The organism is Mycobacterium pinniadriaticum (genome assembly GCF_026242045.1).
Taxonomy (GTDB): domain Bacteria; phylum Actinomycetota; class Actinomycetes; order Mycobacteriales; family Mycobacteriaceae; genus Mycobacterium; species Mycobacterium pinniadriaticum.
On sequence record NZ_JAPJDO010000002.1, the window covers coordinates 1 to 21,428 of the forward strand.

Genomic DNA, 21,428 nt, shown 5'->3' on the forward strand with positions numbered 1-21,428 from the left:
AACAACTGGAAACCTTGGGGTACAAAGTCACTCTCGAACCCCGCACCAACGCCGCCTAGCACCAGCGAGCAACCGCTCACCCAGCTTGGGTCACCCAATTTTCGAGAGAGACGCAAACGTCCCCGACAGTGTGTCGGGGACGTTTGCGTCTGCTGGCGCCTAGGCGAGACCCTTCAGCATCAGATTCCAGTACAGCCACGGCAGTCCGTACTTCTTGAGATACCAGTACGGCCGGTGCGGCTTGGTGGGATCGAGAATCGGGAAAGACGGCTCCAGCCGGAGGTCGTAGTCGAACTCGGCCAGCAGCATGTCGTGCGATGACGTGACGATCGGGCACGACGAATAGCCGTCGTACTCGGCCGACAACGGCCTGCCCTTGAGGTAGGCGTCGATGTTCTCGACGACCACCGGAGCCTGCTTGCGGACCGCGGCACCGGTCTTGGAGTTGGGCGTCGACCCGGCGTCGCCGAGACCGAACACGTTGGGATAGCGGACATGTTGCATGGTGAACTTGTCGACATCGACGTAGCCGTTGTCATCGCCGGTGGACAGCGGACTCGTCTTGATCCAGTCCGGCGCCGACTGCCGCGGAACGACGTGCAGCACGTCGTAGGCCAGCGTGCCGTCCGTTCCGCCCTCGCCCACCGCCGACAACGAGACCTTCTTCGAATCGCCGTCCACCGCGGTGACTTCCGACATCGTGTGCAGCTGGATCCCGTAGTCCGCGATCACCTTGTCCAGATTGTCGGCGATCTCCGGGATGCCGAACGCCCGCGGCGTCGGGAGCACCAGGTGAACGTCGATCTTGTCCAGGACGCCCTCGCGCCGCCAGTAGTCGCTGGCCAGGTAGGCGATCTTCTGTGGTGCGCCACCACACTTGATCGGTCCGGATGGCATCGTGAACACCGCCGACCCCGATCGGGTGTTGCGGATGAACTCCCACGTCTTCGGCGCAAGGTCGAACTTGTAGTTCGACGAAACCCCGTTGTGCCCGAGGGCGCGTTCTAGTCCCTCGGTCCGGTTCCAGTCCAGCTGGATGCCCGGACTCACCACCAACGCGTCGTACTCATAGGTGGCGCCGTCGGCGCATGTCACCGTGTTGGCGTCCGGATCGAACGCGCTGGCGGCGTTGCGAATCCAGGTGACGCCCTTGGGCATCACCGAGGATTCCGGCCGGACCGTCGTCGAGGCTTTGGCCTGGCCGGCGCCGACGAGGGTCCACAGCGGCTGGTAGTAGTGCTGATCGTTGGGCTCGATCACGGCGACGTCGGCGTAGCCCTTGCGACGCAGGCGGGCCGCGACCGTGATGCCGGCGGTCCCACCACCCACGATCAGGATCTGGTGCTTGGCCTTGATGGTCATCTTGGTACTCCGTTTCGATTCAGGCGTTCTGGACGGCTTCTTCCCAGGCGCCGTAGCCGCCGAGGACATCACTGACATCGGCGAAGCCACACTGACGAAGCAGGCTGGCCGCGACCGAGGAGCGGTAGCCGCCGGCGCAATAGACGACCGTCGGCTTGCGGGGATCGAGCTCACCGACGCGGTCGGGTAGCTGACCCACCGGGATGTTGACGGCCCCGGGGATCACCCCGGCCGCGACCTCACCCGGGTTGCGGACGTCGACCATCTGCAACTCGGGGACGTCGGCCATCCGCTCGGACAACGCGTTGGTGGTCAGCCGGGAGGCGACCTCGACATCCCCGCGATGGGTGAACATCACCTGGTAGGGCTCGGCGAGGTAGCCGACCACGCGATCGAAGCCGATCCGGGCCAACCGGTTCTTGCCTTCCAATTCCAGACCCGGCTCGGTCACCAGCACGATGTCAACGTCGGGCTTGACCACCGATCCGGCGAACTCGGCGTAGCGGCCTTCCAGGCCGATGTTCACCGCGCCCTTGAGGTGTCCTTGCGCGAACTCCTCGGGGGTGCGTCCGTCGACCAGCATGGCGCCGTTCTCCAGTGCGCTACGCACTTCCGAATAGGTCATCGCCGGCGGCATTTTCGTCTCGTCGAGGAGTTCGCGGTCCTTGCGATTGAGGATCGCGTCGTAGACGAAGTAGCCCGGCGCGGGCGGCTGACCCTCGGTGACGAGCTCCATGAACGTCGCCTTGTCCGGAGCGCGCAGCGCGTAGTTGGTCTTGCGCTGCTCACCCATCGTCGACCACAGATCGGTGGACAGGTTCTTCCCGCATGCCGACCCCGCACCGTGCGCCGGGTAGACCCGGGTGGTGTCGGGCAGCGTCATCAGCTTGCCGTGCAGGGAGTCGTACAGCTTGTCGGCGAGTTCCTCGCGGGTGAAACCGATCGAAGCGAGCAGGTCGGGACGGCCGACGTCGCCGATGAACAGCGTGTCACCGGTGAGCACGCCGTAGGGCACATCGTCGCCGGCGCGTTCGTAGATCACGATGCTCAGCGACTCGGGGGTGTGGCCGGGGGTGTGCCGGAATTCCAGCTGCACCTCGCCCAGCGAATAGCGCTCACCGTCGTCGACGGGCATGAAGTCGAATTCCGGTTTGGCCACCGAGGAGTAGACAATCCTCGCTCCGGTCGCCTTCGCCAGCTCCAGGTGACCGGAGAGGAAGTCGGCATGGAAGTGGGTCTCGATGACGAGCTCGATCTTCATGCCGAGTTCGTTGGCGTCGGCGATGTACTCCGACACGTCGCGCTGAGGGTCGATCACGACCGCGCGGCCGGTGGTCTCGTCGCCGATCAGGTAGGACGCATGCGACAGGCAGTCCAGGTAGTACTGGTTGAACTTCATCGGAGTTTCCCTTCTGTGTGGTTCTCTGTGTGGTTTGTCAGATCAGGCCAGCGCGAGAAACAATCTCTCGAGGTCGGCCTCGGTCGGTGGGGTGTCGCCATCGGACCCGATTCCGGTTGCGCATTCCCGCAATCCGGTTGCGACGATCTTGAATCCGGCGCGGTCGAGCGCCTTCGATACCGCGGCGAGCTGGATCACGATGTCCTTGCAGTCGCGGCCCTGCTCGACCATGGAGATCACTCCGGCGAGCTGTCCCTGGGCGCGCCGCAGCCGGTGCAGCACGTCCGTCGAGTTGTCGTGGTTGCCGTGCATCGTGATTCTCCTCTCGGATCGCTGGTCAGGCCGCACTTGTCCGGGCTGCCGTCTGAGCTCGGCTCCGGCGCAGCGGGCAGGTCTGTATGCGACTGCAGCCGAACATGATTGCCGCGCCGATGCCGGTCAGGATCACTACGGTGATGCCCACCGCGGCGTGAACCTCTTGCCCGAGAATCACGCCGGACATGATCAGCACGAACCAGCCGAATGCCTTGCGCAGCGCATCGGGATTGACGACTGCGGCGAAGCGGGAACCGAGGATCCCGCCGAGCACCGCGGCGGCGGTGACCATGGCGGCGACCGTCCAGTCGATCTGCACCACGGACAAGTAACCGGCTAGTCCGGCAAAGGACTTCATCGCGATGACGACCAGTGACGTGCCGACGGCGACCGGCATCGGCAGGCCGCCCAGCAGTACCAGGGCAGGGACCACCAGGAAGCCGCCTCCCGCGCCAACCAGACCGGTCACCAAACCGACGACCACGCCTTCGGCGACGATCTTGAGGATCGGAAGATGCTCCTTGGGATGAGCCGACTCCGTGGTGCTCTTGCGCCCTCGCAGCATGGCGACGGCGGTGGCAATCATCATCAGGGCGAAGCCGATGAGCAGAACGCTGCCCGGAATGAACTTCGCAAGATGGCCGCCGGCGTAGGCACCGACCATAGCGGTCGCGCCGAACAGCAGGGCCGTGCGCCACTGCACCCGCCCGGCCCTGGCGTGCGAGACCGCTCCGACAGCACTGGTCACGCCGACCACCAACAGGGAGGTGGCGATCGCCTGCTTGGCATCCATGCCGGCGACATACGCCAGCAGCGGCACCGTGAGGATCGATCCGCCGCCGCCCAGCAGGCCGAGCGAGACGCCGACCAGAACAGCCAGGACAACTGTCAATGCGATCACCGGATTCACCGTCCGTTCATCGAGTCCGATATACCCATGGGGGTATGCTCCCTTGAACACTACATACCCCCATAGGTATATGCAAGGGTCCTGCGTCACATTCCCGTGAATCGCGGTCTAGCTGCTAAAACGACCGTCGGTCAGCGGTCGGCGTCAGGCAGTTGCCGAGGGCGCGGCCGGCCCCGGTTCCGGGTGCAACCGAGACAGCACCGTCTCGTAGGTCACCCAGCCGATGAGCGAGGTCCGGTCGGAATCCAGTACCGGCAAGCCGGTGCCGCCGCGCCCCTTCAGCGCGTTGAGGACATCCCTGACCTTGGCGTCGGCGCCGATGGTCGTCGCCGGTTGGACTAGGTCCGAGATGACGGGCGGCGCATTCGCGCCTTCGAGCGCCTCGGCGACGTCCTGGGCGGCGACACAACCCGCGTAGCGTCCGTCACCGGTCACCACCGGGAGCATCCCGAATGCCGTGTCCGCCAGCGCCTTCGCCGCGGCACCCAGCGAACAGTCGACCGCCAGCGGATCGGGAGCGGGGACGGCGAGATCGGCCGCACGCAGGTCGGGCAACTCCGGGGGTGGTCTGTCGAGATCGATGCCGCGGCGCCACAGCTTGGCGGTGTAAATGGTGTCTTTGGACAGCAGGTGGCCGGTGCCCGCGGCCATCACCACCGCCGCCATGAGCGGCAGGATGATCGAATACTCACCGGTGAGCTCGAACAGGATCACGACCGCGGTGATCGGTGCCCGGGTCGCGCCGCCCAGCGCGGCGCCCATGCCGATCAGTCCGTACGCGCCCGCGGACTCGGTGACGCCGGGGAACAGGTCGTGGGCGATCGTCCCGAACGCTGTGCCGGCCATCGCGCCGATGAACAGTGTCGGGGCGAACACTCCGCCCGAGCCGCCGATCCCGATGGTGAGGCTGGTCGCGAACATCTTGCCGACCATCAACAGCACCAGCATGCCGATCAAGTAGTGACCCTCGACCGCGTTCTCCAGCACCGGATAGCCCACGCCGTACATCTGCGGCAGCGCCAACAGAACCGCACCCAGCAGCAGACCACCGACGGCCGGCCTGGCCCATTCCGGTCCGCGCCAGAGCCAGTCGCAGGCGTCTTCGACCAGGTAGAGAATCTTCGAGAACGCCACGCCGACCACGCCGACGGCGATGCCGAGCACCACGTACAGCAGGTACTCGGTCGGGCTGCGGACGGCGAACGACGGCAGCGACAGGAACGGATGGTTGCCCAGCATCGCCCGCCCGACGACGTCGGCGGCGACACTCGACAACACGACGGCGCCAAACGATTGGGCGGCGAAGTCGCGGAGAATGAGTTCCATCGCGAAGAACGGACCGGCCAGCGGCGCGTTGAAGGTCGCCGAGATACCGGCCGCCGCCCCGCACGCCACCAAGAGCCGGACGCGTGAGACGTCGAGCCGAAGGATCTGCGCCACGGTGGAACCGGCGGCCGAGCCGATCTGGACGATCGGTCCCTCGCGGCCGACCGATCCGCCGCCGCCGATGCACAATGCCGAGGCCAGCGCTTTGACCAAGGTGACCTGCGGTGCGATTCGTCCGCCCTTGTGACTGACCGCGTACATCACCTCCGGCACGCCGTGCCCGCGCGCCTCGGGCGCGAAGTGATGCACGATGGGGCCGTATACCGCCCCGGCGACCACCGGGGCCAAGAGCAGAAACCAGACACCCAGCCACGGCCAGTGCGTGCTCGGAATCCTGCCCAGGCCGGAGTAATCCTCATACCCGGTGAACATCCGGGTGAAGAAGGTGATCAGGAATCGGAATCCGACGGCGCCCAGGCCGGTCACCGCGCCGACGGCGATGGCGAGCGCCACCAGCGCCGACGTGCTGCCCCGAAGCCAGCTGACCCACTGTGCGCGTCTCGGCACCGGGATCCGGCGCGGCATTCCGAGACGATCATTCACTATCGCAGTATGCAATAGTTGCATACTGCATGAGTGATCGGGTTCCCGCCGAGACCCTCACGTCCACATCGACCACCTGCCGGATTTCCGGTTCACCAACACCGGTCCACTGATCGTCACCCGCAACACCCCCTGAATGAACACGCCCTCGCCGAACGCTGAGCACACCCCGCAAGATCACTGTCTCAACACGATTCAGCAAAGTCTGGTGCGGTTGTCCGGCAGCCGTGCGAGGCTTCAGCGCACGGACCCGATTCAATGGCGAAGGGTTGACCCATGACCGCTCCCACGATGGCGCACCGGCTGGCCGCGGAATTCGTCGGCACGTTCCTGTTGGTATTCGGCGGTTGCGGCGCAGCCGTTTTCGCCGCTAGCCCCGGCGGCGGGAAGGGAATCGGCTTCTCCGGGGTAGCACTGGCTTTCGGCCTGACGGTGCTCGCCGGCGTGTATGCGTTCGGCACGATCTCGGGCGGGCATTTCAACCCGGCCGTGACATTGGGTGCCGCCCTGGCCAGGCGGGTGGAATGGAAGGCGCTGCCTGGCTATTGGGCGATCCAGGTCATCGGCGGTCTCGCCGCCGGCGCGATGATCTATTGGATCGCCAGCGGTCGTCCGGAATTCACGCCGACCGGTCACATGGCGGCCAATGGCTACGGCGAGCACTCCCCGTTCGGCTACTCGCTGGCTGCCGTGGTGATCGCCGAAACACTGCTCACCTTCCTGTTCCTGATGGTCATTCTCGGCGCAACCGATGACCGGGCCCCAAAGGGGTTCGCCGGCTTGGCGATCGGTCTGATGCTCACGCTGATCCACCTGGTGTCGATCCCGATTTCGAACACGTCGGTCAACCCGGCGCGCTCGACGGGGGTCGCGTTCTTCAACGGCGCCGGCGCCCCAGCCCAGCTATGGGTGTTCTGGCTGGCGCCGCTCGTCGGTGCGGCGCTGGCCGGAGTTCTGTACCCACTGCTGTTCGGCCGTGGCGAAGAGCTGGCGGACCGGCCGGTGCGCGACGCCGCCTTGGAGTCCTGAGGAGATCAGCGCGCGGCGCCGGCGGCATCCTTCTCCGTCGATGCGCCCGCGTGCGCCAGTGCGCCACCGGCGTTCTCGAGATGTGCCCGCACGAACCACTGGAACTTCTCCAGTTCGGCGGCATGGCCGATGAGGATGTCCTGCGTCACCGGATCGAGGTCCTCGGTGGCAGCGATGCCCTTGCGGACGTCCTCGATGACGCCGTCATAGACCAGATCGACGGCCGCGAGATGTGCCTGGACGGTGTCCCGACCCACCGAATAGTCGTCCCACGTGCGGTCCTTGAGGATCGCACCCGGGGTGCCCTGCGGCGACCCGCCGAGCGTGGCGATCCGCTCGGCGACCTCGTCGGCGTAGCCGCGGACCAGCTCGACCTGCGGGTCGATCATCTCGTGCACACCGATGAAATTGGGGCCCACGACATTCCAGTGCACATGCTTGAGAGTCAGGTGCAGGTCGTTGTAGGTGCTCAACTGCCGTTGCAGGAGATCGGTGACCTTGCGGCTGTTATCTTGCGACATTCCGGGGACAGTGAACTTGGAACCCATCAATCGCTCCTTTCGCAGTCGTACGTCATGACGGCGCATACCCGGGTTGCCGTTCGGGTAATCCGGGGAGCGGTCACAAACTGCTGATCCGCTGAACCGGCAGCCGGGCGCCGCGACGCGGTTCGTAGGCCAGACCGCTGGCCTCGAGCATCCGTACGACGCGATACCGGTGCGGGCGCATCGGCTCGAGTAACTCGACCATGCCGGCGTCGTCGACCGGCCGGCCGATCAGTGTCCAGCCGATCATCTTCGAGATGTGGTAGTCGCCGATCGACAACGCATCGGCGTCACCGAGCGCCCGCTGCGCGGTTTCCGCCGCCGTCCACACGCCGACACCCGGAAGTGTGGCGAGGGCTTCGCGCGCCTCGGCGGCGTCGCGACCCGTCAGCCGCTCCAGCCCGGCCGCCCGCTGAGCACATCCGACGACCGTGCGGGCGCGGCCGGGGTCGACGTTGGCGCGGTGGAACTCCCAGGACGGGATCCGCCGCCACACCTCGGCCGACGGCGGCACCCGCATCCGCGCGGGAGCCGGGCCCGGCGCCGGGCCACCGAACTTGGTGACCAGCAACCGCCAGGCGCGAAACGCGTCGGCACCGGGAACCCGCTGCTCGATCACCGCGGGGATCAGCGCCTCCAAGACCCGCCCGGTGCGGCCCAGTCGCAGATGTGGGACCCGACCCGCGGCGGCCTGGACCACCGGGTGCTGGGGGCGGAAGTCACCCGCATCGTCGTCGGCGCCCAGCATCGCGGGCAACGCGTCGACGAACTCCTCGGCACCCTCGCCCCAGGCCTGGCAGCCGACGGCATCGGGGGCAACGCGGTGGATCCGGGCGGTGACCGGGCCGCTGGCCTGCAGGCTGGTCCGCCAGATCGCCCGCTCGCCGTCGAGTTGGTAGCACGGATCGCCGGGGCCCCGGCGGTGCGGCGCCAGCGTCAGCCCTGGGCTCACCGGGCCGGGGAAGGTCAGTGTGCGCTCCCAGCACGGACTCGGGGGCACCGGGTCAGTCCGGGTTGACGGTGATGTCGGCCTTGTTCGGATAGAAGGCCACGTGCCCGGCGATCGCCGCGACCGCCGGATAGGGCTCGTCGTAGGTCCAGATCGCGTCCTCGACCGTGGCGCCCGCGGTGGTGACGGTGTAGTAGCCGGCCTCCCCCTTGTACGGGCAGTAGGTGTGGGTGTCGGTGCGGGTCAGGACGGCGGGGTCGACGTCACCGATCGGGATGTACTGGACGACCGGATAGGTGGATTCGGCCAGGCCGAGCGCGGCGCGGGTGTCGGCGACGAGTTCACCGTTGACCCGCACCCGCACGCGGCCCTCGGTCGGCGTGATCGTGATCGGGTGCTCGGCTGTCGGCTGCTTGATCTCTCGTGTGGTCATGGGTGTTCCTCCTGCGCGTCGCGGTAGTCGATGCAACACCGTCTGGCACCCATGATTCCCGATTACGGCCGACGGGCGATCGCGTCGGCCACGACGGCGATCGGCGACGTGGTGGCCCGTCCGCCCGCCTCGTGCCGGTCGGCCATCTTGTACGCGGTGTACATCCCGCGCACCCCCAGCCACCGCAACGGCTCGGGTTCCCAGGTGCGGGAGTGGTGGCCGACCCAGGGCAGTGCGGTCAACGGGGTGGACCGTTTGAGCACCAGATCGGTCAGTGTCCGGCCGGCCAGGTTGGTCGCGGTCACGCCGTGACCGACGTAGCCGCCCGCCTCGCCCAGACCGGTGACGGGGTCCAGGCTGACCCCGGCCGACCAGTCGCGGGGCACACCGAGTACCCCGCACCAACCGTGGGCGATCGGCACCCCACGCGTCTGCGGCAGCACCGTGTTGAGCACGCCCGTCAGATAGCCGATGGTGTCCGCACCGACCGCACCGTCGTGGTCGATGCCCGAGGCGTAGCGATACGGCACTGCCCGGCCACCGATCGCGATGCGGTCATCGGCGGTGCGCTGTGCGTAGAAGAACCCGTGTGCCAAATCGCCCATCGTTTCCCGCCCGGCCCAGCCGATGCTCGCCCAAGTGTCGGCGGGCATCGGCTCGGTGGCGATCATCGCGCTGTTCATCGGCAGCCAACGCCGCCGCAGCCCGGCCATCCGCGCGGTGAACCCCTCGGTGGCGCGCAGCACGATCGGCGCACGAACCACACCGTGTGGGGTCTGCGCCCGCCCCGGACTGATCGTCGTCACCGGGGTCTGCTCGTAGACCGCAACGCCCAGGCGTTCGACGACGTCGGCCAGTCCGCGGGCGAGCTTGGCCGGCTGGATCCGCGCGCAGTGCGGGTTGAACGAGCCGAGCACCAGGCCGTCCACCCGGATCCGGTCGGCGGCCTCGGCCGCGGTGAGCATTTCGATACCGTCGGTGCCCCATTCGCGGTCCTCGTCGACCTCGGCCCGCAACCGCTGGGCCTGTGCCGCGTTGCGGGCCACCTCGAGGTTGCCGCCCTTGACGATGTCGGCATCGATGTTCTCGGCGGCGGCCACCGCGATGACTTCATCGACGGCGGCGTTGAGGGTCTGCTGCCAGGCCACCACGCTGTCGCGCCCGTACGTCTTGGCCATCAGCCCGCGGTGGCCGGGGGCCAGCCCCGACAGCCAGCCGCCGTTGCGCCCGGACGCGCCAAAGCCGGCGAACCGGGCCTCCAGCACGGTGATCCGCAGGGACGGGTCGGCCTTCTTCAGGTAGTAGGCGGTCCACAACCCGGTGTAGCCGGCACCCACGATGCACACGTCGGCGTCGCGGTCGCCGGGCAGGGCGGGACGGGGCTGGGGAAGTTCGGTGAACCAGTGCGATACGGCGCCGTTGATCGTGGCCATGGCGAGAATCTTGGCAGCTGGCGCTCAGAACGCGTAACGGTGATACTGCGCCATCGTCTTCAATGCCGGTACCAGGGCCATCACCCGGGCCATCACCCGATAGTTGCGCGGCACGTCGCGAAAGCTGTCCGCCTCGAAGGGAGACAGCCAGGCCAGCAGCCGCGCTCCGGGCACTGCCGCGAGTATGTCGTCGGGGCCGTCGATCCCCCAGTGCAATGTCGAACCCGACCGCCGGACCACGCTGTTGAGCCACTGATTGCGAACACCGAACCGGTTGAAAGCATCGAACTGCAGCTCACCGGAAGGGGAACGGTCCACAATCCGACGCAGCAGCGCGATGCCGTCCGATTCGGTGAGGTACATGGTCAGGCCCTCAGCGAGGGCGAGCACCGGACGGTCGGCGGCGATCTGATCGAGCCAGCCGGGGTCGGTGACCGACGCAGCGATTCGGTGATAGTGCGCTCGCTGCGGGTAGATCTGTTCGCGCAGCTGCATGATCGACGGGTAGTCGACGTCGTACCACTCGACGCCCGGCCCGGGGTCGAGCCGGTAGACGCGGCTGTCCAATCCAGCGCCGAGATGCAGAACGACGGCGCGCTCGTGGCGGGCCAGGAACTGCCGGGCCCACGTGTCGAAATGCAGGGCGCGAGTGGTCACCGCCGGGGACATCCGGTCGGTGATGGTCGTCTTGGTCCAGTCATAGTCGATGTGAGCCACCGCATCCATGGCCCAGACGTCTCGCAAGATGGGCTGTTGGCGTTGGGCATCGAGGGCTTTGGCGTACAACGTCGCCAACATCGTCTGTGGCGGACCGTGCAGATCGACCGTGATTCTCGGCACGGACGCCAGGCTAGCCCGGCGTCACTGAACGATCAGCTGGCCGTGCATCATCGGGTGATAGGTGCAGTGGAAGGCATAGGTTCCGGGCTGACTCGGCGCGGTGAACGTGGCGGTGCCCTTGCCGTCGACCTCCACGTTGAACGCGTTGCCGGTGTCGGCGGTGACGGTGTGTTCGGCGCCGTCGGAGTTGGTCACGGTCACCGTGGCGCCCGGCGGCACCGCGGCGGGCGAGGTGTATTTGAAGTCGGCGATGTTGACCGTTGCACCGTTGGCGACGGGCGTCGATGCGGGCGAGGATGTCGCCGGCGCCGGTGTCGGCGTCGTCCCTGCGGAGCACCCGGCCAGGACCATCATGCTGGCGAGCAGTGCGACTATGCGTGGCGTCATACGCGGGACACGTAATCGTCGCGACGCCGGTTCAGTCCGGCTTGGCGGCCTTCGCCCGTTGTTTGGCCGACCGCAGACCGACCCAGAAGCGCGCGGCCTCGCGGATGGACTCCTCGACCGGGCGGGGTTGCCAGCCCAGTTCGCGGACGGCCTTGCCATGGTCCAGCGGGCCTTCGGCCCGCATCAGCCGCAGCGAGCCCAGCGACAGCTTCTCGTCGGTGCCGCGGAGCCTGGCTTTGGCGGTCCCCAACGCTGCCAGCGCGTAGGCGGCGGGCAGCGGGATCGTCTTGGCCGGGGGTGGAACGCCGGCCTCCTGCGCCGCGATCCGCGCCACGTCGGCATTGCTGATCATCTTCTCCGAGATCAGGTAGCGCTCCCCGACCCGGCCACGCTCGGCGGCCAGGATCATCGCGCGGGCGGCGTCGTCGACGCCGACGGCTTCCAGTTCGATGCCGCCCATGACGAACGGCAGCTTGCCGAACGCCGCCCCGGCGATGATCGCACCGTGCGGGGTGCGGCCCCAGTCGCCGCTGCCGTAGGTCGTGGACACGCACATCGCGATGGCGGGCAGCCCCTGCTCGCGCGCGTAGCGCAGCACCAGCTCCTCAGCCTGCACCCGCGAGCGGACGTAGGGCGTCAGACCGCGGTCGACGATCATGTCGTCTTCGCTGGCCGTCCTGCCCCTGCGGCGGCCGACAGTGACGTAGCTGCTAGTGAAGACGAATCGATGTAAGCCCGAGCCCTTGGCGATCTCGAGGACGTTGCGGGTGCCCTCGACATTGGTGTGAAACAGCGGCGCGGGATCCCGCAGCCACCCCCGGGTGTCGACGACGCAGTAGTAGACGTCGTCGCAGCCGTCCATCGCCGCGCGCAACACCTCGTTGTCCCAGATGTCACCGACGAACCGCTGCACGTCGAGGTCGTCGATGGAGAGGGTGGACGCACCGTCCCGCACCATCACCCGAACCTGATGCCCGTCGGCGACGAGTTGGCGGGTGACGTGCGAGCCGAGGAAGCCGTTGGCCCCGATGACGAGTTTGGGCGCGGTACTCACTTCTGCCCGCCGTTGGCACGCATCCAGGCGGCCGCCTCGTCGTCGAGCGTGCCGAGTTCCTGGGCCTTCTTGCACCACTTCATCCCGGCCGACAGAAAGCGCAGTGGGTTGTAGATGTCCTCCTCTCGTGACCACAGCCCGTCCCCGGCATAGGTGAGGATCGTGATGTTGGTGGCGCTGATGATCGTGCCGTCGCCGGGGTCGCGCATCGGGTTGTCGAGTTCGCAGATGACCCGCCCGGTGTCCTCGTCGACCACCGACCACAGCGCGGGGAACTCCGTCATGTGGCTGCCGGGAAAGGCGTTCATGGTCCGATTGATCCAGGCCCGCACCTCGTCGCGGCCCTTCATCGTGCCCATCGCGTGCTCGATGTAGTCGACATCGGGGGTGTACTGATTGACCCAGGCGTCCCAGTCGCGGGTTCGGGCCGCTTCGGCGACCGTCTCCTCGAAAGTTGCGAAAGCTTCGGTCAGTTCTTCACGAGAGAATCGCGCCACAAGATCAAACTAGAACACGTTCTACTAGTCCTTGTCGAGGAATTGAGCGCAGGCAGGGGCATTTCTGACGGATCGGTGACACGGGAGTATCCGAACGGTCCTCCACCGTTGAACCGGGCATGCCGCACGATTATCACCGCAATCCCGCCGCCGTCTCCGCGCTGGATCCCGAGCGGTATCGGGTGACTCAGGAGAACGGCACCGAGCGCGCATTCACCGGCGCGTACTGGGACAACCACGAGCCCGGCATCTACGTCGACGTCGTCTCCGGTGAGCCGTTGTTCGCCTCGGTGGACAAGTTCGACAGCGGCTCCGGATGGCCCAGTTTCACCAAACCGATCGAGGCGTCCAACGTGGTGACCAAACGGGACTTCAGTCACCTGATGGTCCGCACCGAGGTCCGCTCGGCAAACGGCGACAGTCACCTGGGTCATGTGTTCACCGACGGACCACGTGCCGAGGGTGGGTTGCGCTACTGCATCAACTCCGCTTCGCTGAAGTTCATCAGACTCGACGACCTCGAGGCACAGGGCTACGGCGAGTACAAGAGCTTGTTCGAGACTTCCAAGGAGGACGCACGTGAGTGACTACGAGAGAGCGATCCTGGCCGGGGGCTGCTTCTGGGGCATGCAGGACCTGATCCGCCGCCAGCCCGGAGTGGTATCCACCCGGGTTGGTTACACCGGCGGCCACAACGACCATCCCACTTACCGCAATCATCCCGGCCACGCCGAGGCGGTCGAGATCGTCTACGACCCGACCCAGACCGACTTCCGCGCGCTGCTCGAGTTCTTCTTCCAGATCCATGATCCGAGCACCAAGAACCGGCAGGGCAATGACGTCGGCACCAGCTACCGCTCGGCGATCTTCTATCTCGGCGACGACCAGAAGCAGGTCGCGCTGGACACCATCGCCGATGTCGACGCATCCGGGCTGTGGCCGGGCAAGGTGGTCACCGAGGTGACCCCTGCCGGCGACTTCTGGGACGCCGAGCCGGAGCATCAGGACTATCTACTGCACTATCCGAACGGGTACACCTGCCACTTCCCGCGACCGGGTTGGAAGCTGCCGAAGCGGGCACAGATCTAGGTCGCATTCACAGCAAGTAGCGGGCCGCTGGTGGGCGGCCCTCTACTTCGCGTGTGCATGAAGCGCGCCGACGCCAAGGCATCGATCGGGCCCTTTTCGGGATCCCGACGTGGACGCGCAGGTGGTGTATGACGCCGTCTATCCCCAAACCGCGCCCAACGTCGAACCGTCGGCCCGGCCCTTCACCGAGATCCCCGGTGCCATTCACGGCATCATCGGTTTTCGGTCTGGCAGGTCGCCTACGGCGGCATCGTGCGCAGCGCCAGCGTCGACGCGCGGACCGGTCGGGTCTTTGTCGCCGCGACGGACGAGGAGTCCGGCCACGGCGCGCTTACGCCTTTGACTACCAACCGGCCACACCATTCGGGCCCGGAGCGACCAACGTCGCGTTCATCACCCAGATGGGACCGGGCAGCGGGTCGAGTCCCACCGTGTCGGCCGACGGCACTCAGGTGTACGCGAGCGACAACGATGGCGTGCTGTACGCCTTCAATACCCGAACCGGCACGATCGACTGGTCGACGCAGTCCAACGCGGAGGCCGCTTCCGTCGCAGTCGACAAGACTGGCAATGTCTACGTGCCGACTCGCAACAACGTCATGACATCCTTCGACTCGAGTGGCGAAAAGCGTTGGGATGCTGACGTTTCGGGCCTCCTGGCGATGATGCCGGTCAGTCCGACGCTGGGCGCTCCGGTCGCGGTCGGCGGCGGCAACCCGGCGGTGGTCAACGGGGCGGTCGTCGAATCGGTCATCTACGGCAACAACGTGGATCTCCAAGGCCGAACGGTCTTCGTACCCGGTTCGTGCGGCCCTGGTCGAATTCGATCCTGAAACCGGCGTCGGGCTGCGCAACATCTGCTACACCACAGAAGGGACCGAGGGGATTCTCAACATCGCACCGAACGGCAACATCTACGCCAGCATCGGTGCCATCACCGACACCTCGCTGGCCCCAGTTGCCCCGTACCTGAACACCCTGTTGCCTACCCGGCTACACCGTTCTGACACCAGGCGGTGGGGTCAACCTGTTCGCTCCCGTGACGTCGACGTAGCAATTCCGGCCGAGCAGACGCAAAGTGGTCGCAACTCCCGGCGTGTCGGAGTCCTTTACGTCTGCTCGCGCTAGGAACCGCGTCGATACACCACGACGCGTCCACCCTTCTTGGGCGTGAACGCCACGCCGCGCGAATGCCATTTCTCGCCCGGCGCGGTTGTCGTCGCAATAGTGAAGTGGCGCAATACCGTCCGTAGGACGACATCCATCTCCATGTTGGCGAAGGCGGCGCCAATGCAGCGGCGGGTACCGCCGCCGAACGGCACCCACGCAAAGGTGTTGGGCTTGGCGTCGAGGAAGCGCTGCGGGTCGAACCGCTCCGGATCGGGGAAGATCTCCGGGTTCTCATGCAGCTGACACAGGCTGACCATCACCGAATACCCCTGTGGCACCCGCCATTCGCCGAGTTCGTAGATCGGCGCCTCGACGTGCCGGCCGGAGAAATCGATCACCGTCCGGTTGCGCTGGACCTCGAAAATGGTGGCCTGCCGGTAGGTGTTGTCGTCGGTTTCGGCCTCCGCGACCAGTCGACGCAGCACATCCGGGTGCCGGGAGATCCGCTCGAATGCCCACGCCAGCGTGGAGGCCGTGGTCTCGTGGCCGGCGGCCAGCAGCGTCAGCAACTCGTCGCCGATCTCGCCGCGCGTCATCTTCGACCCGTCTTCGTAAGTGCTGCGCAAGAACAGCGACAAGACGTCGGTGCGATCCTCGAGATTGGGGTCGTTCTGCGCCCGGCTCACCAGGGTGTCGACCAGACTCTCGTATTCGCGACGGTATTCAGCGAGCTTTCCCCAAGGGGTCCAGCGCAATTCGCGCTTAGGTGCCGGCAACACCGCCAGCCGGGAGCCAAGGGTGACCCACCGCGGGATGAGGTCCCGCAGACGTTCCAACTCGACGCCGTCGGCACCGAAGATCGCCCGCAGGATGATGTTCAGGGTGATATGCATCATCGGTTCGAGAGTGGCGAATTCCGTGCCGTCGGGCCATGACTCGATCTCACGAAGCGTCTCCTCGACCACGATCTGTTCGTAGGCCTTGATGCTCTTGCCGTGAAACGGCGGAGTGAGGAGCTTGCGCCGGACCCGGTGTTCGGCACCGTCGAGGGCGAACACCGATCCCGGACCGAGAAGTCGGCTCAGATTCGGCTGGATGTTGTACAGCACATCGGGACTGGTGGTGAAAATCTGTTTGGTCAGTGCGGGGTCGGAGACGAAAACGGTGTCGCCGAAAACGGGCACCCGCACCGTGAGGCAGCGCCCGTAGCGCCGGGACAGCCAGTCCGTCATCGGCCGTCGAGCCACGATGAAGGCCGGCCTGAGCAGGACATCAGGCAGACCCGGCTTGGGTGGCAGCTTTGGTTCGGTATTGACCGGCAGGTCGACGATCGGCGCTTCGCTCATCGGTGAGGGCCCTCCCAAACACTGGCGCGGTACTGCGTTGTACCACTAGTTTATGAGGTACGGTACTCTTCGGTACCACCCCTGACAAGGGGTGCGGACAATCGGTCGGCAACGGAAAGGAGCCGGATGACCACCACGGCTGCTCCCGAGGTCACCCCGGCCGGCCGCAACGACGACTTCCGACAGCGGCTCCTCGACGGGCTGGCGACCTCCATCGATGAGCGCGGCTACCGCGACACCACGGTCGCCGACATCGTCCGGTACGCCCGCACTTCCAAGCGCACGTTCTACAGCCAGTTCGCCACCAAGGAGGACTGCTTCGCCGAGCTGCTCACCGCCAACAACGACCAGCTGGTTGCCACCATCCGCGACGCCGTCGACCCGCGCGCACCCTGGCCCGATCAGGTTCGGCAGGCCGTCGTCGCCTACGTGTACACCATCGAGGAGCGGCCGGCCATCACCTTGAGCTGGATCCGCGAGCTTCCCGCGCTCGGCGAATATGCCCGGCCCACCCTACGAAAGGGATTCAGCAGGCTCGCCACGATGATCGTCGACCTGAGCGCCAACGAGGGCTTCCGCGCCGCCGGCCTCGCCCCGATCTCGCATGCGGCGGCGGTGATTCTGGTCGGCGGCCTGCGTGAACTCACCGCACAGACCGTCGAGGACGGTGACCCGGTCACCGACATCATCGAGCCGGCACTGGCCGTGTCACTGGCCCTGTTGGGACCGAAGACTACGACGTGAGCACGCCTCGCGCAGTCGGCCGCGGTACGACGAACGCGAACGCTCGCGCAAAGCCCAGGCGGGACAACCGGCCATGCCGGATGTCCTCGATCGGCACATCGAGGACGTCACCTGAGGACGGCTCGTAGCAGCGCAGCACGGCGCCGTCGATGTCGACCAACAGCACCCAGTGCCGTGGCAGCACCGCACCGATCAGCATCGCCACCGGCCAGCCCGCACCCACCGCATCACACACCTCGGCCAGCCGGTCACCACAGCGCGCCGGCCGCCAGCGGTAGACCACGCCGCGCGGGGCGCTGTGCACGGACAGCGCCCGGGCTACGCCGGCCGGCGTCGCGCCCAGCGCGTGCGGCCACACCACGTTGATCGCGCGGTGCACCCGCATCTGCTCGGCGTCGAACCACGACTGCGCGTCAGCCGAACGCAGCGGGGCACCGTAGTCGGCGTCGAGCAGTGCGCCCGCCATCACCGCCACACTCGGGCCACAGCTGACCCCGTCGCGTTGGCGGGGCCAGGTCACGTCGGCGGGAACCCGCCGGTCGCCACCGGGCCCCAGACTGCCGGCGTGACCCTGATCAGGCACTTGCCCTGATTGACCATGGCCTCTCGGTACTCGGCCCAGTCCGGGTGCTCACCGGCCACGGCACGGAAGTAATCGACCAATGGTTCGACGGCGTCGGGCAGGTCGATCACCTCGGCGGGACCGTCGATCTGTACGTAAGGCCCGTCGAATTCGTCGGACAGCACCACGACACTGGCCCGCCCGCCGCGGCGGATGTTCACCGATTTGGCCCGGCGCGGATAGCTGGCGATCACCAGCCGCCCGTGCTCGTCCACCCCGCCGGTGACCGGTGAACTCTGCAGCGTGCCGTCCGCGCGGAAGGTGGTGAGCACCATGTGGTGCCGGGGCCGGACGAAATCCAGCAACCCGGCATGGTCAACGGCGTCGGCTGTGGCGAACCTGGGCGACATGTCGCCACTGTATCCACCGCGGACAGAGCCCAGGCGTACGTTTGTGACTGACGTCAGGAGGACCGATGGCCACCATGCGTGCCGAGCGCTTCTACGCGGACACCAAAACCGTTGAGCTGGAGGATGTTCCGATCCCCGGTCCGGGCGAGGGTGAGGTCCTGGTCAAGGTCGCGATCTGCGGTATCTGCCATTCCGACCTGAGCCTGATCAACGGCACGTTCCCGGCCCAGCGCCCGGTGGTCACCCAGCGGCACGAAGCATCCGGCACCATCGCCAAACTCGGGCCCGGCGTCACGGGATGGGCCGAGGGCGTCGGCGGGCGCCTGATCGGGGTCGGTATGAGCGCCGAGTCCCCGTCGGTGGGACCGACGTCGATGTTCGGCCTGATGCAACGGCAGGTGCTCGGTCACCGACATCGAAGCGCTGGCCCAGTTGGTGTCCCGCGGCCGACTGGATCTGTCCCGCTCGATCAGCCAGATCATCCCGCTCGAGGACATCGCGGACGGCCTCCGCATCCTCGACCACGCCGAGGGCAACCCGATCCGGGTGCTGGTGCGGCCCTAGCCCGACGGAGCCAGCCGACCAGAACTGACATGCGTTGCCCTTCACGGATCTTCGAAACTCAAGTAGGGTTCTGAGTCGGCTCCGGGAAGTCTGGTCGGAATTGTTATCCGTTGTTGTGCGGTGACGGCCCGACCGGCGCACCGCGCTCACCCATGAAAGGGGTGCGAGTCGGGGATGCGCGATCTCGATGTCATCGACGTGCGTGGGCTCACCTACAGCTATCCGAAGACTGCCGATCCGGCTATTCGGGGAATCGACTTCACCGTCGGCCGCGGCGAAATCCTCGGTTTCCTCGGCCCCAGCGGAGCCGGCAAATCCACCACCCAGAAGTTGCTGATCGGCTTGCTGCGCGGTCACGGTGGCGAGGTGTCGGTGTGGGGCCGGGACCCCGTGGCGTGGGGGCCCGACTATCACGAACGCATCGGTGTTTCGTTCGAATTACCGAACCACTACCAGAAGCTCACCGGCCTGGAGAATCTTCAATTCTTCGCATCGCTGTACAGCGTCGCGACGCTAGATCCGCGCGAACTACTCGACGCAGTCGGCCTGGGCGATGTCGCCGACGTCCGAGTGGGCAAGTACTCCAAGGGAATGCAGATGCGCCTGACGTTCGCGCGAGCACTCCTCAACGACCCCGAACTGTTGTTCCTCGACGAACCCACCTCGGGGCTCGATCCGGTCAACGCGCGCACCATCAAGCAGATGATCCTGGAACGGAAATCGATGGGGCGCACCGTCTTCCTGACCACACACGACATGGCGACCGCCGATGAACTGTGTGACCGGGTCGCCTTCGTCGTGGACGGGCAGATCGCCGCGCTCGGCGCGCCGGCCGAGCTGAAGATCGCCCGCAGCCAGCGGCTGGTGCGCGTGGCCTACCGCGATGACCGCGGTGCCCTGGAAAGCGAAGACTTTCCGATGGACAGCCTGGCCGACGACCCAGCGTTCCATGCGGTGCTGCGAGAGCGCACCGTCGAGACCATTCACAGCCGAGAAGCCAGCCTTGACGACGTGTTCGTTGAGATCACCGGCAGGAGGCTGGCCTGATGCGGTTCGCGAATGCGTTGCGCCTGGAACTGATACTCCAAGTCAGGCAACGGTTCCTGCACGCCGCGGTGTTCTCCGGGCTGATCTGGCTGGCTGTTCTGCTGCCGTTGTCGCGCGGTCTGCGTCCGGTTGCCGAGCCCTACATCCTGTTGGGGGACATCTGCGTGATCGGCTTTTTCTTCGTCGCGGGAACCGTGTTTTTCGAGAAACAGGAACGCACTCTCGGTGCGATCATCGCGACCCCACTGCGGTTCCGCGAGTATCTGGCCGCCAAAATGATTCCCTTGATCGTCATCTCGCTGTCCGTGGCGTTGATTGTCGCGACCATCAGCGACGGATTCGCCTATCACCTCCTGCCGCTGGTTGTGGGCACGACAGTGGGAACCGTTCTGATGCTCCTGATCGGTTTCATGACCTCGCTGCCGTTCGCCTCGGTCAGTGATTGGTTTCTGGCAGCGGTGATTCCGTTGATGGTATTCACCGCACCCCCGGCCCTGTATCTGTCCGGGGTGTGGACCAGCACGCTGGCATACCTCGTTCCCACACAGGGTCCCCTGCTGTTGTTCGGCGCTGCCTTCGACCAGATCCCGCTCTCGCCGTGGCAGGTCGCCTACGCCGCCGTCTACCCGCTGCTGTGGGTGATCGCCCTGTACCGGGTGGCCGGGATCATGTTCACCCGGTATGTGATCGCACAGTCGGGTGGAATGTGATGACGATCGCGATGAGGATCCGCACCCTCAGCGCTCTGGGCCGCAATGACATTCGGGGCACCTATCGCGAACCGCTGCTGGTCATGATCGTTGTCGCCCCGGTCATCTGGACCACCGCCGTCGCGGTGCTCACACCACGGTTCACCGACATGCTGGCGCGACGGCACACCTTTGACCTGGTGCCGTACTACCCGCTCATCCTGACCGCTTTCCTGCTCCTGACCAGCATCGCCGTCGTCGGCGGACTGGCGGCTTTCCTGGTGCTCGACGAGATCGACGCCGGCACCTTGGTCGCTCTGCGGGTGACCCCGATGCCCTTGAGCGGATTCTTCGCCTACCGTGCCACCACGGTCACCGCGGTGACGACCGCATATGTCGTGGGGACGTTGTCGTTCAGCGGAATACTGGCGCCCGGCGTGGGGCCGGCACTGATTCCGATCGGGCTGCTGGCCGGGCTGTCGGCGGTCGTGACGATGTTGTTGATCCTCGCGATGGCGGACAACAAGATTCAAGGCCTCGCGGCACTGCGCGGGCTCGGCATGCTCATCGCCGGTCTGCCCTGCCTGCCGTGGTTCATCCACTCCGATTGGGCCATGCTGTTCGGCGTGCTGCCGCCCTACTGGGCCGCGAAGTCCTTCTGGCTCGCGAGCAGCCACGACACCTGGTGGCCCTACCTGGTGGTCGGCGTCGGCTACAACCTGGCGATCGCGTGGCCGTTGTTTCGGCGCTTCGCGGCAAAGAACACCTGACACCGTCGGGAGCAG

Annotated in this window: 24 protein-coding genes and 1 pseudogene; 9 read left to right on the forward strand and 16 right to left on the reverse strand. The window is 66.4% G+C overall.

Going from position 1 to position 21,428, the window contains the following annotated elements:
• Window positions 1-159: 159 nt before the first annotated feature.
• The 5 genes from ORI27_RS02170 to ORI27_RS02190 all read right to left on the reverse strand — a co-directional run bounded on the left by ORI27_RS02170 (window position 160) and on the right by ORI27_RS02190 (window position 5,915).
• Entirely contained in the window at window positions 160-1,362 is a 1,203-nt protein-coding gene (locus ORI27_RS02170; RefSeq protein ID WP_265994871.1) for an NAD(P)/FAD-dependent oxidoreductase, read from the reverse strand.
• Window positions 1,363-1,381: 19 nt separating this feature from the next.
• Window positions 1,382-2,761, reverse strand: coding sequence for a rhodanese-like domain-containing protein (locus ORI27_RS02175; protein WP_265994872.1), 1,380 nt, complete (start codon window positions 2,759-2,761; stop codon window positions 1,382-1,384).
• Between the two features lie 42 nt (window positions 2,762-2,803).
• Entirely contained in the window at window positions 2,804-3,073 is a 270-nt protein-coding gene (locus tag ORI27_RS02180) for a metal-sensitive transcriptional regulator (protein ID WP_265994873.1), read from the reverse strand.
• 25 nt (window positions 3,074-3,098) lie between these two features.
• On the reverse strand, window positions 3,099-3,977 hold the full coding sequence (locus tag ORI27_RS02185; RefSeq protein ID WP_265994874.1) for a sulfite exporter TauE/SafE family protein: 879 nt from the start codon (window positions 3,975-3,977) through the stop codon (window positions 3,099-3,101).
• 153 nt (window positions 3,978-4,130) lie between these two features.
• Window positions 4,131-5,915, reverse strand: coding sequence for a chloride channel protein (locus ORI27_RS02190; RefSeq protein ID WP_265994875.1), 1,785 nt, complete (start codon window positions 5,913-5,915; stop codon window positions 4,131-4,133).
• A 276-nt stretch (window positions 5,916-6,191) separates the two neighbouring features.
• On the opposite strand from ORI27_RS02190, the gene aqpZ reads away from it, so the two are divergent.
• Window positions 6,192-6,944, forward strand: a complete 753-nt coding sequence (gene aqpZ, locus ORI27_RS02195) for an aquaporin Z (protein ID WP_265994876.1) — start codon at window positions 6,192-6,194, stop codon at window positions 6,942-6,944.
• 5 nt (window positions 6,945-6,949) lie between these two features.
• Here the strand turns inward: aqpZ and ORI27_RS02200 are convergent, their stop codons facing one another.
• From ORI27_RS02200 to ORI27_RS02235, 8 genes are all read right to left on the reverse strand, one after another.
• The gene (locus ORI27_RS02200; RefSeq protein ID WP_265994877.1) at window positions 6,950-7,492 is read right to left on the reverse strand and encodes a Dps family protein; all 543 of its coding nucleotides are present in this window, start codon (window positions 7,490-7,492) and stop codon (window positions 6,950-6,952) included.
• A gap of 73 nt (window positions 7,493-7,565) precedes the next feature.
• Window positions 7,566-8,489 (reverse strand): DNA-3-methyladenine glycosylase family protein, encoded by a 924-nt coding sequence (locus ORI27_RS02205; protein ID WP_407666204.1) that lies wholly within the window; start codon window positions 8,487-8,489, stop codon window positions 7,566-7,568.
• 4 nt (window positions 8,490-8,493) lie between these two features.
• A complete protein-coding gene (locus ORI27_RS02210; RefSeq protein WP_265994878.1) occupies window positions 8,494-8,871 on the reverse strand; it encodes a DUF427 domain-containing protein in 378 nt (125 codons plus the stop codon).
• A gap of 62 nt (window positions 8,872-8,933) precedes the next feature.
• Entirely contained in the window at window positions 8,934-10,304 is a 1,371-nt protein-coding gene (locus ORI27_RS02215) for an NAD(P)/FAD-dependent oxidoreductase (protein ID WP_265994879.1), read from the reverse strand.
• Between the two features lie 24 nt (window positions 10,305-10,328).
• Entirely contained in the window at window positions 10,329-11,153 is an 825-nt protein-coding gene (locus tag ORI27_RS02220; RefSeq protein WP_265995234.1) for a class I SAM-dependent methyltransferase, read from the reverse strand.
• 12 nt (window positions 11,154-11,165) lie between these two features.
• Window positions 11,166-11,531 (reverse strand): cupredoxin domain-containing protein, encoded by a 366-nt coding sequence (locus tag ORI27_RS02225; RefSeq protein WP_265994880.1) that lies wholly within the window; start codon window positions 11,529-11,531, stop codon window positions 11,166-11,168.
• A 31-nt stretch (window positions 11,532-11,562) separates the two neighbouring features.
• Window positions 11,563-12,585, reverse strand: a complete 1,023-nt coding sequence (locus tag ORI27_RS02230) for an NAD-dependent epimerase/dehydratase family protein (RefSeq protein WP_265994881.1) — start codon at window positions 12,583-12,585, stop codon at window positions 11,563-11,565.
• Window positions 12,582-13,082 carry a nuclear transport factor 2 family protein gene (locus tag ORI27_RS02235; RefSeq protein WP_265994882.1) on the reverse strand — a complete coding sequence of 167 codons (501 nt, stop codon included), beginning with the start codon at window positions 13,080-13,082 and terminating at the stop codon, window positions 12,582-12,584. The genes ORI27_RS02230 and ORI27_RS02235 overlap by 4 nt, the downstream gene beginning before the upstream one ends.
• Before the next feature lie 119 nt (window positions 13,083-13,201).
• Between ORI27_RS02235 and msrB the strand changes: the two genes are divergently transcribed.
• The 3 genes from msrB to ORI27_RS02250 all read left to right on the forward strand — a co-directional run bounded on the left by msrB (window position 13,202) and on the right by ORI27_RS02250 (window position 15,004).
• Window positions 13,202-13,669 carry a peptide-methionine (R)-S-oxide reductase MsrB gene (gene msrB, locus ORI27_RS02240; RefSeq protein ID WP_265994883.1) on the forward strand — a complete coding sequence of 156 codons (468 nt, stop codon included), beginning with the start codon at window positions 13,202-13,204 and terminating at the stop codon, window positions 13,667-13,669.
• Complete coding sequence (gene msrA, locus ORI27_RS02245; RefSeq protein WP_265994884.1) at window positions 13,662-14,171, forward strand: peptide-methionine (S)-S-oxide reductase MsrA; 510 nt, start codon at window positions 13,662-13,664, stop codon at window positions 14,169-14,171. The genes msrB and msrA overlap by 8 nt, the downstream gene beginning before the upstream one ends.
• A 401-nt stretch (window positions 14,172-14,572) precedes the next feature.
• Complete coding sequence (locus ORI27_RS02250) at window positions 14,573-15,004, forward strand: outer membrane protein assembly factor BamB family protein (protein ID WP_265994886.1); 432 nt, start codon at window positions 14,573-14,575, stop codon at window positions 15,002-15,004.
• A 291-nt stretch (window positions 15,005-15,295) separates the two neighbouring features.
• Here the strand turns inward: ORI27_RS02250 and ORI27_RS02255 are convergent, their stop codons facing one another.
• Window positions 15,296-16,627, reverse strand: a complete 1,332-nt coding sequence (locus ORI27_RS02255; RefSeq protein ID WP_265994887.1) for a cytochrome P450 — start codon at window positions 16,625-16,627, stop codon at window positions 15,296-15,298.
• Between the two features lie 126 nt (window positions 16,628-16,753).
• Between ORI27_RS02255 and ORI27_RS02260 the strand changes: the two genes are divergently transcribed.
• Window positions 16,754-17,371: a TetR/AcrR family transcriptional regulator gene (locus tag ORI27_RS02260; RefSeq protein ID WP_265994888.1), complete on the forward strand. Its 618-nt coding sequence runs from the start codon at window positions 16,754-16,756 to the stop codon at window positions 17,369-17,371.
• On the opposite strand, the gene ORI27_RS02265 is transcribed toward ORI27_RS02260, so the two are convergent.
• On the reverse strand, window positions 17,361-17,837 hold the full coding sequence (locus ORI27_RS02265) for a hypothetical protein (RefSeq protein WP_265995235.1): 477 nt from the start codon (window positions 17,835-17,837) through the stop codon (window positions 17,361-17,363). The genes ORI27_RS02260 and ORI27_RS02265 overlap by 11 nt on opposite strands.
• A gap of 50 nt (window positions 17,838-17,887) precedes the next feature.
• Window positions 17,888-18,343, reverse strand: a complete 456-nt coding sequence (locus ORI27_RS02270; protein ID WP_265994889.1) for a PPOX class F420-dependent oxidoreductase — start codon at window positions 18,341-18,343, stop codon at window positions 17,888-17,890.
• A 65-nt stretch (window positions 18,344-18,408) separates the two neighbouring features.
• Here ORI27_RS02270 and ORI27_RS02275 point away from each other — a divergent pair.
• From ORI27_RS02275 to ORI27_RS02290, 4 genes and pseudogenes are all read left to right on the forward strand, one after another.
• Window positions 18,409-18,907 (forward strand): annotated as a pseudogene (locus tag ORI27_RS02275) (alcohol dehydrogenase catalytic domain-containing protein).
• A 174-nt stretch (window positions 18,908-19,081) separates the two neighbouring features.
• Window positions 19,082-19,954: an ABC transporter ATP-binding protein gene (locus tag ORI27_RS02280; RefSeq protein ID WP_265994890.1), complete on the forward strand. Its 873-nt coding sequence runs from the start codon at window positions 19,082-19,084 to the stop codon at window positions 19,952-19,954.
• Window positions 19,951-20,664: a fluoroquinolone export ABC transporter permease subunit gene (locus ORI27_RS02285; RefSeq protein ID WP_265995236.1), complete on the forward strand. Its 714-nt coding sequence runs from the start codon at window positions 19,951-19,953 to the stop codon at window positions 20,662-20,664. The genes ORI27_RS02280 and ORI27_RS02285 overlap by 4 nt, the downstream gene beginning before the upstream one ends.
• On the forward strand, window positions 20,664-21,413 hold the full coding sequence (locus ORI27_RS02290) for an ABC transporter permease (RefSeq protein WP_265994891.1): 750 nt from the start codon (window positions 20,664-20,666) through the stop codon (window positions 21,411-21,413). The genes ORI27_RS02285 and ORI27_RS02290 overlap by 1 nt, the downstream gene beginning before the upstream one ends.
• Window positions 21,414-21,428 lie beyond the last annotated feature (15 nt).